General features: G+C 38.7%; 15 protein-coding genes and 1 riboswitch. Of the genes, 9 read left to right on the top strand and 6 right to left on the bottom strand.

The features are described from left to right. Positions 1–43: 43 nt before the first annotated feature. Positions 44–1306: a dicarboxylate/amino acid:cation symporter gene (locus ABH966_RS06815; RefSeq protein WP_370076975.1), complete on the top strand. Its 1263-nt coding sequence runs from the start codon at positions 44–46 to the stop codon at positions 1304–1306. A gap of 231 nt (positions 1307–1537) precedes the next feature. On the opposite strand, the gene ABH966_RS06810 is transcribed toward ABH966_RS06815, so the two are convergent. Then, complete coding sequence (locus ABH966_RS06810) at positions 1538–2017, bottom strand: hypothetical protein (RefSeq protein ID WP_370076973.1); 480 nt, start codon at positions 2015–2017, stop codon at positions 1538–1540. 5 nt (positions 2018–2022) lie between these two features. Next, on the bottom strand, positions 2023–2685 hold the full coding sequence (locus ABH966_RS06805) for a potassium channel family protein (protein ID WP_370077040.1): 663 nt from the start codon (positions 2683–2685) through the stop codon (positions 2023–2025). 237 nt (positions 2686–2922) lie between these two features. On the opposite strand from ABH966_RS06805, the gene ABH966_RS06800 reads away from it, so the two are divergent. Further along, positions 2923–3261, top strand: coding sequence for a hypothetical protein (locus tag ABH966_RS06800; RefSeq protein ID WP_370076971.1), 339 nt, complete (start codon positions 2923–2925; stop codon positions 3259–3261). 191 nt (positions 3262–3452) lie between these two features. Here ABH966_RS06800 and ABH966_RS06795 read toward each other — a convergent pair whose 3' ends face one another. Together ABH966_RS06795 and ABH966_RS06790 are read right to left on the bottom strand one after the other, a co-directional pair. Further along, a complete protein-coding gene (locus ABH966_RS06795) occupies positions 3453–3905 on the bottom strand; it encodes a TlpA family protein disulfide reductase (RefSeq protein WP_053483465.1) in 453 nt (150 codons plus the stop codon). Positions 3906–4415: 510 nt separating this feature from the next. Beyond that, positions 4416–4958 (bottom strand): peroxiredoxin, encoded by a 543-nt coding sequence (locus tag ABH966_RS06790; protein WP_370076969.1) that lies wholly within the window; start codon positions 4956–4958, stop codon positions 4416–4418. Positions 4959–5364: 406 nt separating this feature from the next. Here ABH966_RS06790 and ABH966_RS06785 point away from each other — a divergent pair, with 406 nt between their 5' ends. The 7 genes from ABH966_RS06785 to thiW all read left to right on the top strand — a co-directional run bounded on the left by ABH966_RS06785 (position 5365) and on the right by thiW (position 12324). Then, complete coding sequence (locus tag ABH966_RS06785) at positions 5365–5907, top strand: helix-turn-helix domain-containing protein (protein WP_079559677.1); 543 nt, start codon at positions 5365–5367, stop codon at positions 5905–5907. 17 nt (positions 5908–5924) lie between these two features. Next, complete coding sequence (locus ABH966_RS06780; RefSeq protein ID WP_370076967.1) at positions 5925–7031, top strand: ABC transporter ATP-binding protein; 1107 nt, start codon at positions 5925–5927, stop codon at positions 7029–7031. After that, positions 7021–7833 (top strand): ABC transporter permease, encoded by an 813-nt coding sequence (locus tag ABH966_RS06775; protein WP_370076965.1) that lies wholly within the window; start codon positions 7021–7023, stop codon positions 7831–7833. The genes ABH966_RS06780 and ABH966_RS06775 overlap by 11 nt, the downstream gene beginning before the upstream one ends. Next, positions 7830–8627 (top strand): ABC transporter permease, encoded by a 798-nt coding sequence (locus ABH966_RS06770; protein ID WP_370076963.1) that lies wholly within the window; start codon positions 7830–7832, stop codon positions 8625–8627. The genes ABH966_RS06775 and ABH966_RS06770 overlap by 4 nt, the downstream gene beginning before the upstream one ends. Continuing rightward, positions 8624–9697: an ABC transporter substrate-binding protein gene (locus tag ABH966_RS06765; protein ID WP_370076961.1), complete on the top strand. Its 1074-nt coding sequence runs from the start codon at positions 8624–8626 to the stop codon at positions 9695–9697. Before ABH966_RS06770 ends, ABH966_RS06765 begins: the two co-directional genes overlap by 4 nt. A 501-nt stretch (positions 9698–10198) precedes the next feature. Further along, a complete protein-coding gene (locus ABH966_RS06760; RefSeq protein ID WP_370076959.1) occupies positions 10199–11395 on the top strand; it encodes an MFS transporter in 1197 nt (398 codons plus the stop codon). A 67-nt stretch (positions 11396–11462) separates the two neighbouring features. After that, a riboswitch (TPP riboswitch) is annotated at positions 11463–11570 on the top strand. A gap of 253 nt (positions 11571–11823) precedes the next feature. Beyond that, on the top strand, positions 11824–12324 hold the full coding sequence (gene thiW / locus ABH966_RS06755; RefSeq protein ID WP_370076957.1) for an energy coupling factor transporter S component ThiW: 501 nt from the start codon (positions 11824–11826) through the stop codon (positions 12322–12324). Positions 12325–12405: 81 nt separating this feature from the next. On the opposite strand, the gene ABH966_RS06750 is transcribed toward thiW, so the two are convergent. Both ABH966_RS06750 and ABH966_RS06745 read right to left on the bottom strand, forming a co-directional pair. After that, positions 12406–12885 carry an EVE domain-containing protein gene (locus tag ABH966_RS06750; RefSeq protein WP_370076955.1) on the bottom strand — a complete coding sequence of 160 codons (480 nt, stop codon included), beginning with the start codon at positions 12883–12885 and terminating at the stop codon, positions 12406–12408. A 15-nt stretch (positions 12886–12900) separates the two neighbouring features. Continuing rightward, positions 12901–13224, bottom strand: coding sequence for a hypothetical protein (locus tag ABH966_RS06745; RefSeq protein ID WP_370076953.1), 324 nt, complete (start codon positions 13222–13224; stop codon positions 12901–12903). Positions 13225–13583: the final 359 nt, after the last annotated feature.

Raw genomic sequence — 13583 nt, 5'->3', positions numbered from 1 at the left:
AAAACGATATCAAAGAGAAAATTTAGAAAAGAGGTAGCATAAAGTGAAATTACTGAAAAATCTGACTGTTCAGGTTATAGTTGCGATTATTCTAGGGGTGATTGTTGGGGCTATCTTCCCTGAGTTTGGTGCAAGCCTTAAAATCCTGGCTGACTTATTCATTAAGCTAATTAAAATGTTAATCGCCCCTATTATCTTCTTAACAGTTGTAATCGGAATCGGTAGTATGGGGGATATGAAAAAAGTTGGAAAGATCGGAGGAAAGGCGTTACTGTATTTCGAAATTGTCTCTACCATTGCCTTAGCAATCGGTATTGCTGTTGCATTAATTGTTAGCCCTGGTACAGGTTTAGATACATCAGGTGCTTCCGAAGCCGATATCTCAAAATATACAACTGCTGCAGCAGAGTCTGAGCAAGGCTTAGGTGCTTTCATCTCTAGCATTATTCCTGAAAACGTTGTAGGTGCACTTGCAACAGGACAATTACTTCCTGTGTTATTCTCTGCAATATTGTTCGGCTTAGCTGCTGCTTCTATTGGAGCACCTGCAAAACCTGTCATCACATTTTTTGAACAAGTGGCAGAAATTTTCTTCAAAATCGTAAGTATGGTGATGAAAATATCTCCAATAGGTGCTTTTGGTGCAATGGCCTTTACGATTGGTAATTTTGGCTTGAAATCGTTAGGCAACTTAGGTCTATTAATGGCCGCAGTATACATTACAATGTTCTTATTCGTAGTTTTTGTTTTAGGAACGATCGCAAAATTTTTCGGCTTCAACATTTTTAAATTTATCGCTTATATAAAAGAGGAGATTTTCTTAGTAATTGGTACTTCATCATCTGAATCTGCCTTGCCATCTATGATGCGTAAATTAGAAAACTTTGGTTGCTCTAAACAAGTTGTTGGATTAGTAGTACCAACCGGTTATTCTTTCAATCTTGATGGAACGTCCATCTACCTATCAATGGCTGCATTATTTATTGCACAAGCATACGGAATGGATTTGACGTGGATTCAAATCATTACACTTCTTGGAATTTTAATGATTACATCTAAAGGAGCCGCTGGTGTAACAGGTTCTGGTTTTATCACATTAGCAGCAACACTTGCTGCTTTCCCAATGATTCCAGTTGAAGGAATTGCGCTATTAATTGGTGTTGACCGCTTCATGTCTGAGGCACGTGCCGTAACAAATTTAATTGGTAACGGTGTAGCTTGTGTAGTCGTATCGAAATCTGAAAAAGAGTTTGATATAGAAATGCAAGAGCGTGCACTTCAAGGAAAAAATACTATTGTGTCCTAAGAACAATTCACTAAAGCGCTCGTTTACATCCGACAAGCGCCGGAGAGCCCCTCGGGGCAAAAGTAAACGCTAATCCACTTTTGCCCGAGGGATCGAAGCGACCTAGAGGTTGTAGCGGTTAGCCTAGACACCTACTATGTTCTAAGTTATCTACAGGCAAAGGGTCTATATTTTCCTTAACTACAAGAAAGGGTAGTGATGACAGCTAGTTGCTGTTTTCACTACTCCTTTTTATTTAACATATTGTTCAAGCAAACGTTGCGTATTTGTTGATTGTTCAAGTGCTTTTTTCTCTTTTGCCCAATATATCAAATATTGCTGATCCCCAACATTAAAAACCATCTGCTGTAATTCTTCACTTAGCTCAGAGCTAATCGCGACCTTTAAAATATCTACCTCATATAAAGGCTCTCCTTTAATTTCGTAGACAATATGATAAAGTGGTTTTTCTTCAAATATAGCTCGTTCTTTTTTACTTAGTTTCTTAACATGGCTTAGCGGATAGTTTTCAATATTAGCTGTTGCATCTTGACCTGTTGCTCGAAATAAAGATTGCTCTCCTTTAAATAGCTCGATTGCATCAATTTCTGCTGTATGATCTAAAATGCGAGAAATAGCCTCTTCCTCATTTTTGTCGCGAGATTGTAATGTAAAGGCGACAATAAGAATAATTGCAGCAAATATAACTAGTTTCCATCTTCGTTTATTCATTTTCATTACCCATTCAATGCCTTTTTGACAAAGCGGTTAATATCTACATCCGCCCCAATGACAAGCATTATATCTCCCAGCAAAATTTTATCACTCGCCTGTGGAGATACGATGATATCTGGACCACGCTTAAGACCTACAATATTAATCCCGTACTTTGCACGAATATCTAGATCCATAATAGAGTAACCTGCAATCGCATCATTGGCCTTAAGCTCCATAATTGAATGTTCATCTGAAAGCTCTAAATAATCGAGCACTGTATTAGACAACATATTATTGGCAATACGTATCCCCATATCACGCTCAGGATGCACGACAAAATCTGCGCCAATTTTACGCAGAACTTTTTCATGGTAATCATTCTGAGCCTTTACAGTAATCTGCTGAACACCAATTTCTTTTAAAATAATAGTCGACAAAATACTAGCCTGAATATTTTCACCAATCGCTACGATAACATGCTCAAAATTACGAATACCTAATGAAATTAATACCGATTCATCCGTCGAATCTGCGATAACGGCCTGCGTGGCAATCGAAGCAAACTCGTCCACCCGCTCTGAGGAATGATCTATCGCCATAACTTGTGCGCCTTGACTCATTAGTTCTCGAACAATACTTCCTCCAAAACGACCCAGTCCAATGACAGCAAACTCTTTTTTCATCATTAATAATCCCTCCGAAAACTACTATACCATTATTGTAACGTATTCTCTGCTATATGTATCGTCAAAACAAGAGAGTATTCGTCAATAAAAGACAATCCTTGGACAGGATCGTTCTGCCTAGTGGCTTTCTTGTTCGGTTGTCGTTAGGATTTGATCGGGTGAGAGACGAAACTGCTCGGGTGGACCGAGGAAGTAATCAGATTTGCCCCAAAACTGCTCGGGTTGACCGAGGAAGTGATCAGGTTTGCTCCAAAACTGCTCGGGTTCACCGAGGAAGTGATCAGGTTTGCTCCAAAACTGCTCGGGTTCACCGAGGAAGTGATCAGGTCTGCTCCAAAACTGCTCGGGTTGACCGAGGAAGTGATCAGGTTTGCTCCAAAACTGCTCGGGTTGACCGAGGAAGTGATCAGGTTTGCTCCAAAACTGCTCGGGTTCACCGAGGAAGTGATAAGGTTTGCCCCAAAACTGCTCGGGTTGACCGAGGAAGTGATCAGGTTTGCACTAAAACTGCTCGGGTTGACCGAGGAAGTGATCAGGTTTACCATAAAACTACTCGGGCTGCCGAGGAAGTAATCCGGCCAACCCCTTTTCCGCTCTGGTCACTTCTCCATCGGCTTGCTTTTTTTCAATCAGCTTGACTCATTGATCGCTCAAGGTACGTCACATATAGTGAGCTTCATAATAATCCCGTAGTGGACACTAACATTGTGTTTTCCATAAAAAAAGACGAGGAGTAAAATATCCCCGCCTCGTTTTCTACTATTTTATGCGTTGCGCATTTCATCTAAAACGCGATTCACACGTTTTTCTAGCATTTTCATACCGCTACCACCAGCTTGCATATGACGAAGCTGACCATCTTTATCGAAAACAAAATACGCAGGTACGTATTGGTTTTCAAATGCATCTGTCAGCTTTAATTCGCTATCTACAAAGATTGGTTGCACAATGTCATGCTCTGCTGCTACCGATTTGATTGTTTCTAAATTTGTATCTTCCTCAGAACGTGGCATATGCACTGCGATAACGTTTAACTCATCTTTGTATTGATCACGGAAATTGTTCACATCCGGCATTGCCTCTTTACATAGATGGCAACTAACTGACCAGAAGTGGATTAATGTTGGCTTTTCGCCTACTAAATCCGCTTTTGTTACTTCACCATTTAACCAAGTCGTTGCGCCTACAAGTTCAGGCATTTGTTCACGAAGTTTCATAAAACATTCTCCTTTTTCCTTTTTCTAGGATCATTATCAAAACGTGTGGTTGATTTCCGTTCCGGCTAGGCGCTTTGTAGCTGCCGCTTTGCTTTCGCTACAGAAAACAATTGTTGCTGCCGCTTTGCTTTCGCTACAGAAAACAATTGTTGCTGCCGCTTTGCTTTCGCTACAGAAAACAATTGCCGCTGACGCTTCGCTTTCGCGCAGATAAAACATTTGCTGCCGCTACGTTAGCACTACGCTTTCGCACAGAAAACATCCGCTTCGCTGCAGGGTCTCGGGCCAGCACGATGCTGGTCACGAAGGCGTTATCACAGGACGTGATGGTTTTAGCCTTCGTTCCTCTATTGCTAATCCCCCAAGGAGTCGCCTAGCCTCCACTCCAACGTTTTAACAAAAGTCATCCCCAATTTTTGGTGATGAACCTTTTTCTCTATCAAGTTTAAAAAAATCCCCACAAACTTACTGTGGGGACTCTTTATTTGTTGAATGATCTAAAACTCTAAATTATAGAGTTGCTTGACCTGGGCGCCAGTTTGCTGGGCAAAGACCACCAGTTTGTAAAGCTTGAAGTACACGTAAAGTTTCGTCTACATCACGGCCGATGTTGTTATCGAATACTGTTTGGTATTTTAATTCACCTTCTGGGTTGATGATGAATAAGCCGCGTAGTGCGATACCTTCTTCTTCAATTAATACACCATATTCTTGTGAAATTTGGTGATTTGTATCTGCTGCTAATGGGTATTTTAACTCACCAAGACCATTTTTAGTGCGGTCAGTGTTAATCCAAGCTAAGTGAGTGTGGATTGTATCAGTAGAAACACCGATTACTTCTGCATCTAAGTCTTCGAACTCATCGTAACGATCGCTCATCGCAGTGATTTCTGTTGGACATACGAAAGTGAAGTCCATTGGATAGAAGAAAAGAACTGTCCATTTGTCTTGTGCTTTAATGTCTTCTAATGATACTTTACCAAATGATTTGTCTGGAAGTACTGCTTCCATTGTAAAGTCAGGTGCTTGTCTACCTACCATGCGTTCTGCCATTATAAATCCCTCCGATTAAATATGTAGTGTATATATTCCATTCGCACCAGCGAACTCGTCTTCTACGATAACAGAGTAATCGTAGTTTTTCAAACAAGTAAACTTCACAAAAGTGCTCACATTAAATTATCTGACAAATTTCCGTCAAATCCCTAAATGGAATAACTGCTACAGCCTATTCATTAGCTATTTTTAACAATTTTATTCTTATTTAAACGAAATTTTTCTATGCGGTATTTATGTATAATTTCTAAAAATTTCATCTACTTTTTTTTCATTAAAAACGATTGCAAATTCTTTATTATTATGTATAATTGTAATGGTTTTAGTAAACTAAAAGTTTCGTTAAAGTAAACTTCGTATTTCAAAAGTTTATGATTGCTAAACTTCTTCTAGGAGGGAAAAGATGCAAATAGGAGCAAAAATCAAAGCGCTTCGTTTAAAAAAAGGTCTTACCCAAGAGGAGCTTGGAGAACGTACAGATTTAAGTAAAGGGTATATTTCACAATTAGAACGTGATCTAAATTCACCTTCCATTGAAACACTATTTTCACTATTAGAGGTTTTAGGGTCAACACCTAAGGAATTTTTCGATGATGGAGCACCTGAACAAAAGGTTGTATATACAGAGGAAGATCAATCCACTTATACAGATGAAGAAAAGAAATATGAAATTCAGTGGCTGATTCCTACATCAAATGAAAAAGAAATGGAGCCCATTTTCTTAACACTTGCTGCTGATGGTGAATTTAAGCAGTTTGAACCCTCCCTTTCAGAAACATTTATTTATGTTGTCGAAGGGCGTATTCGTCTCGTTTTAGGAGATGAACAGTACATAGCGAGTGAAGGCAATGCTCTCTATTTTGAAGCGACAGATCATCATCAAATTTTTAATGCACATGCTGATGAAACAAAAATTTTACTTGTCGCAACGGATTCATATTTATAGCTTAAGGAGGCGCATCTATGACAACGAATTCGATTATCCGCTTTGAAAACGTTTCAAAGTCCTATAATGACGGCACGGTCGTCTTAAAAAACATTAACCTGGAGCTAGAAAAGGGCAAATTCTATACACTACTAGGTCCGTCCGGTTGTGGTAAAACAACTATTTTACGTATGATCGCTGGATTCACAGAACCGACAACAGGAAATATCTATTTTCATAATAAAAAAATCAACTCAGTGCCAGCAAATGAACGCCAAGTAAATACTGTTTTTCAAGATTATGCTTTGTTTCCTCATTTAAACGTCTTTGAAAACGTCGCATTTGGGCTTCGTATAAAAAAGCTTCCTGAAAGTGAAATTAAAAACCGTGTTGTTGAAGCATTAAAATTCGTTAACTTAGCAGGCTATGGCAATCGTGAAATTTCTGAAATGTCTGGTGGCCAACGTCAACGTGTTGCAATTGCTCGTGCGATTGTGAACGATCCTGAAGTAATTTTACTCGATGAACCTCTTTCAGCTTTAGATTTAAAGCTACGTACAGAAATGCAATATGAGTTACGTGAGTTACAACAACGCCTTGGGAAAACATTTGTCTTTGTCACACACGATCAAGAAGAAGCACTTGCCATGAGTGATGAAATCTTTGTCTTAAGTGAAGGTGAAATTCAACAATCTGGTACACCGGTAGATATTTATGATGAGCCAATTAACCGCTTCGTTGCTGATTTTATTGGTGAATCAAATATTGTTCCTGGCGTGATGATTGAAGATTTCAAAGTAGAATTTGCTGGTAAAGTTTTTGAATGTGTTGACCAAGGTATGAAGCCAAACGAAAAAATCGATATTGTCATTCGCCCAGAGGATTTAGAAATGACAACAATCGATAAAGGCAAGCTTGTCGTTAAAGTTGATACTCAATTGTTCCGTGGGGTGCATTATGAATTATCTACGTACGACAAAGATGGCAATGAATGGCTCGTGCATTCATTGAAAAAAGCTGAGGTAGGGACAGAAATTGGTTTAGACTTTGATCCAGAAGCAATTCATGTAATGCGCTTAAATGAAACAGAAGAAGAATTCGACAAACGTTTAGAGGCGTATGGAGACGACGAAGATGCAAACTAAGACTTCGAAATCAGCCTTATTTCCATATGTTTTATGGATTGCGTTTTTCGTTATCGCGCCGATTGCACTCGTTGTTTACTATTCCCTACTAGATATACATGGCAATTTCACGCTCGATAACTATAAAGCATTCTTTACTTCTGTCTATTTAAAAATGACATTAAGTTCATTCTGGTATGCGTTTTTAATTACGTTCTTTACGTTACTTGTTTCGTATCCAACAGCCTATTTTTTAACGAAGACGAAACATAAACAGCTTTGGCTTTTACTAATTATTATTCCTTCTTGGATTAATCTTTTGTTAAAAACATATGCCTTTATCGGGATTTTCGGCTTGTACGGTCCATTAAATGCATTTATCGAAGTATTTGGTTTTGATCCGAAGCAAATGCTATTCACTGACATTAGCTTTGTGTTCGTATCCGTTTATATTTTTATTCCATTTATGATTTTACCGATTTTCAACTCATTGGATCGTTTAAATCCGGCTCTTGTTTATGCCGCACGTGATTTGGGGGCATCTGCCTTTACTACATTCCGTCGCGTTATATTGCCTTTAACAATGGACGGTGTTAAATCAGGTATTCAAGTTGTATTTATTCCTGCATTATCACTTTTCATGATCACTCGTTTAATTGCAGGAAATCGTGTTATTACACTGGGTACAGCTATTGAACAACAATTCCTTGTAACCCAAAACTGGGGAATGGGTTCAACAATTGCTGTTTTCTTAATTTTATTCATGGTCATCGTTATGTTAATTACAGGACAGAAAAAGGATAAAGGAGGTCGCGTACGATGAAAAAACTATCTGCTACAGCAAGAGTGTATTTAGCGATTGTTTTTATCGTTTTGTATGCACCTATCTTCTATTTAATCTTCTATTCGTTCAATAGTGGCGGATCAATGAATAATTTTGAGTCCTTTACGTTAGAACATTATAAAGCCGTATTTGAGGATTCACGTCTACTCGTAATTCTAATTAATACAGTGATCGTGGCATTACTCTCTGCATTGATTTCTACAATCATTGGGACACTAGGAGCAATTGGCATTGTCACTGTTAAAGATGCAAAAATGCGCAATACACTACTTTCTTTAAACAATGTGTTAATTGTGAGCCCGGATGTCATTATTGGTGCAAGCTTCTTAATTTTATTCACAATGATTGGTATTAAATTAGGATTTACTTCTGTGTTAATAGCACATGTAGCGTTCAGCGTCCCAATTGTTGTACTGATGGTCTTACCGAAACTATTAGAAATGAATAAATCATTAATCGATGCTGCATTAGATTTGGGAGCAACGAAAAAAGATGTCATGATGCGTGTTATTTTACCGTATATTCAACCTGGTATTTTTGCAGGGTTCTTCCTTGCCTTAACATATTCTCTAGATGATTTTGCGGTAACATTTTTCGTGACAGGTAACGGCTTTAGTACTTTATCTGTTGAAATTTACTCAATGGCACGTGCCGGTATTTCCTTAACGGTTAACGCTATTTCTGGTTTAGTATTCTTTGTAACGGTTATCGTCGTAGTTGGCTATTACTTCATTACAAGCCGCGCTAGTAAAAGAACGGGGGGAACTCAATGAAGCAATTAATTCAAGCAACAGTCGCAATCCTTGTCGTTTCCGCCCTTTTGTTCTATGCTGCTGACGCCCTAAGTGCCGGTGGTGGTAAAAGTGGTAAAGATACGTTAACGATCTTTAACTGGGGAGAATATATAGACCCGGATTTGCTGAAGCAATTTGAAAAAGAAACAGGCATTCACGTCATTTATGAAACGTTCGATTCAAATGAAGCAATGATGACAAAAATTCAACAAGGTGGTACAGCTTACGATATCGCAGTACCTTCTGAATATATGATTGAAAAAATGAAGGAAGAAAACTTACTTATTCCTTTAGATAAAACGAAAATCCCTAATTTTAAAAATATTGATCCTTATTTTTTAGATTTACCATTTGATAAGGACAATAAATATTCTGTCCCATATTTCTGGGGAACAGTCGGCATTGTCTATAATCCAAAGCTCGTTGGAAATTTAGACTTCTCATCTTGGAAGGACTTATGGGATCCTTCATTAAAGCGTAAAGTCTTTTTAGTAGACGGTGCACGTGAGGTGATTGGTATGGGCTTAAACAGTCTTGGCTACTCTCTCAACTCTTTAGATGACCAGGAGCTACGTAAAGCTACTGATAAACTAATCACATTGGCGCCAAATGTTAAAGCCATTATCGGGGATGAAATTACACCGTTGATGGTTAATAATGAAGCTACTGTGGCACTCACTTGGTCTGGTCAAGCAGCAGACATGTTATCAGAAAATGAAGATTTAGACTTCGCTGTACCAAAAGAAGGCTCAAACTTATGGTTTGACAATATGGTTATCCCAAAAACGTCAAAAAATATTGATGGTGCACATGCTTTCATTAACTTTATGCTGAAAGCTGAATCGGGTGCTAAAAACGCTGATTATGTAGGCTATTCTACCCCTAATATTGCAGCGATGAAGTTAATGGATAAAGAAGTTGTATCTGATAAACGCTTCTATCCTACTGAAGAACAACGTAAAACATTAGAAGTTTATAAAAACTTAGGTCCTGATTACTTAGGCAAATACAATGAGCTGTTCTTGGAATTTAAAATGAGTATTCGATAACCTATTTTAACCCATTTAAAGCTGTTCTCACGTTAGTAACGTTGAGAACAGCTTTTTCGTTTAGCTGAAGGTAAACTATTTTTAAAAATGGATAAACAAGCAAAATATCAATAAAAGATTCCTTTTATCGACTCATCTCTAATAGATAGGACTGATAATTGTTAAAACTATATCATGTTATAAGTTGATTGGAGTGGAGGCTGGGCGACTCTTGGGGATCAGCGTCACAGATGAGACCCTGAGCGAAGCGAAGCGGCTCATCGGACGCCCCCAGGAAAGCGCCCAGCCGGAACGGAAATCAACACCCCCACGTTATGATGTATATGATGCGCCCCCATTATCCTTAATAATAAACCTATATTTTACTAATCAACACGCTTATTTTATTTGATCAATAGAATCCTCATAACCTTACTACTAAATCTCAGACTTATAGTCAATAGCAAACGTACAAGCCTTGTGGTAGACTGTAGTATATTTGATTAAAGAAAGGGGTATTCGATGACCCAGCAGAAGTCTAACAAGGCGGCTTTGTATATTTTAATGTTTAATATGTTTATCGCAATGGGGAGTATCGGAATTATTATTCCTGTCATGCCTGATTATTTAAAACTATTTGGTGCTGCAGGACAAGTACTTGGCATGTTGATTGCAACGTTCGCCTTAGCACAATTCGTATTTTCTCCAATTGCTGGGAATCTTTCCGATCAATACGGTCGTAAAAATCTCATTATTTTCGGCCTTATCGTAACAGGACTTGCACAAATTGGATTCGGACTTTCTACAGATGTGTGGATGCTCTTCTTGGCACGCTTTTTAGGTGGCCTTGGATCTGCATTTGTGGCACCTCCTATAATGGCATTTGTGGCTGACATCACAACGTACGAGGAACGCGGAAAAGGTATGGGGATGATAGGGGCAGCAATGTCCTTTGGTTTTATGATCGGACCAGGTATTGGCGGATTCCTCTCAAAAGTTAGTTTGCATTTTCCGTTTTATACTGCTGGATGTGCAGCTATCTTAGCAGCTATTTTATCGTTCTTTTTATTGCCTGCTACAAAACCGAACACTGCTAAAAAAGCACAGAAGCAGGATAATCTTGCAAAGCAGATGGCCCGTTCAGTCCGAATGCCTTATTTTGTCATGCTAATTATCATGCTTGTATTCTCTTTCGGGATTGCTAACTTCCAAACAACATTATCATTATTTGTTACAGACAAGTTTAATTACACACCTACTGATATCGCCATTATATTAGTTATGGGCGGCGCTTTTGGTGTTGTTGTACAGATGTTTGTTATTACACCGCTGTTTAATCGCTTCGGCGAAATGAAAGTAGTGTTAGTCAATTTATTTATTGCAGCCGTTTCGATTTTCTTAATATTATTCGCATCTGGTTTTGCACTTATTTTAATTGTAGCGACCATCTTCTCTACAGCTACGACATTGATTCGCCCAGCCGTCAACACATTGATTTCAAAGCTTGCTGAGAATGAACAGGGCTATGCAGCTGGTCTGAACAATGCTTATATGAGTCTTGGTAATATGATTGGTCCAGCTCTAGCAGGTATATTATTCGATTGGAATATGAACAGTCCTTATATATTCGGGTCTATTATTTTAATGGCTTGTTTCTTCCTTGCCCTTATTTGGACAATGAAAAAAGCACCACATCTTATGCATCCTGATACAAAATAGTCTGAAAAGTTATTGACTATTTTTAGTAGTATGCTACATTAATATGTGAAAAACTAAAAATTCTATTAATTACCACTAGGGGAGTCTTTAAAAGGCTGAGACGTATATGATCATATACGGACCCTTTGAACCTGATCTAGTTCACACTAGCGGAGGGAAGTGCCGACACTTGCTTTTTACTATGTAGATACAAGGCCGCTTCCTATTGTTTTTTAGGAAGCGGCTTTTTTACGCTTTAGCGGCGGAACTCTCCTGTTTAGCGGCGCTTCTCATAGCCTTAACGGCGGAACTCCACTGTTTAGCGGCCGTTCTCTTTGGCTTAGCGGCGGAACTCCCCTGTTTAGCGGCGCTTCTCTTTGGCTTAGCGGCGGAACTCTCCTGTTTAGCGGCGCTAACTATAAAATTCACATTTCAAAGGAGTGGAAATTATGTCAATTCGAAAATTAACAATCATGGCCTTATTAGTAGCAATTGCCGTAGCAGGTTCTACCTTCGTTTCAATACCAACGGGGATTGCGCGTGCCTACCCTGTCCAACATGCCATTAATGTTATCGGTGCTATCATTCTTGGTCCAGTGCCTACTGTTATGGTCGCCTTTGTCACAGCCATTATTCGTATTTTAACAGGCACAGGCTCATTACTAGCTATACCTGGCAGTGTTATTGGCGCTCTATGTGCAGCTCTTGCCTATAAATACAGCGGTAAGCAATGGCTTGCAGGAGTCGGTGAAATGTTGGGGACAGGTATCATTGCCTCACTTATCGCAGTACCTTACGCGCATTTATTAATGGGGACATCCGTTGCTGCTTTATTTTTCATGCCAGCCTTTTTAACTTCAAGTACCATTGGTGCTATGCTAGGCATTGTCGTTGCTAGCAATTTGCGTAAGACAGTATTTGTAACTAACCTTAACACTCAGCTTAAATAACTTGATTTACAGCAATTTAAAAACGTTACTTTCTTTAATGACAATTAATTAAGAAAGTAACGTTTTTTGTTCCAACCTAATTCACCCATACTTCAACGGTAATCCCATTTCATGAGCAATTAATAAAAAGTCTTTTTTGCTTATTTCAAAATGACCAAATCTAAATTTATAGCCATATTTGGATTTGTCCTCTACAAACTCTAAATAATCTAAGATCCTTTTTATTGGCACAGCTTTTGCATCTTTATAAAAGTCTATATCTCTTCTAAAAGGAATAAAATTTTCTGCCATTTGGAACTCGTATATTCGCTCGTCCTTCACTCTTCCAATTGCGGTAAATGCTCTTACAGGCTCATTACCATCTAGACTTCTTTTAGGAGAATAATAAATGATCCAGTCTCCTTTTTGCATTCGTTTCAAAGGTCTTTCTTTACCATGGCATAACTGGCCGAATCCTCCCTCAACCCCTTTTTGCACATGATTAAGAGATACCACACCAATCCAATATTTCGTGTCTCTTTCAGGTGTAGGAAGGGAATTTTTATTAGGATTTAATGACATAGCTTCCGCCCCCTTTTATTTTGGAATCATCGCCAACGATTTTATTTTTTCATTTTCAAGAATCAACCTTTCTTCCAGAATCACTGGGTTTGGCAAACCATCCCAAGTAGTTAAAACTGTAGCAATACATTCTGTATCATCACCATCAATATTTTGGATAGTTAATTTAAAGCCTTTTGGCATAGGTGACGTGTAAAAGTTTTGTATTTCTTTTCTTCCTTTAAAAATTTCACCTTTAAAATTTTTTAATTCTCCATGATCTACATACATATCAGATAAATCCTGACCCTCTTCTTGCGCTCTTCTCAAATACTCCTTCATAACCTCTACTGCTTTCATTTCTCATCACTCTTTCTTTTTTATTGATATGGTTATCAATTATGCCTCGGCATAATTGTTGCTGTCGCTTCGCTTTCGCACAGATAAACAATGCGTCCGGATTCGGCTTTGTGCTTAGGCCTGCAGATGTTTTTTGTGCGAAAGCGTAGCGGAAGTGGCACCGTTGCAGGTCAGTTAGCCGTTATCGCATGGATGCGATGGTTTTAGGCTAACATCCTTTATTAACTCCTTTCCGAATCCGTGACATCCGCCGGAGGCTTTAGGCCAACACGAAGTTGGTCACTCAGTCGTTGCCACAGGACGTGGCGTTCTTAGACTGAGTTCCTCTATTTCAGCAGGTTGCTGAAAGAAGTTAAACC

This window comes from Lysinibacillus sp. RC46, assembly GCF_041262385.1.
In the GTDB taxonomy this organism is placed as follows: Bacteria; Bacillota; Bacilli; order Bacillales_A; family Planococcaceae; genus Lysinibacillus.
This window is presented reverse-complemented; position numbering and strand designations above follow the sequence as displayed.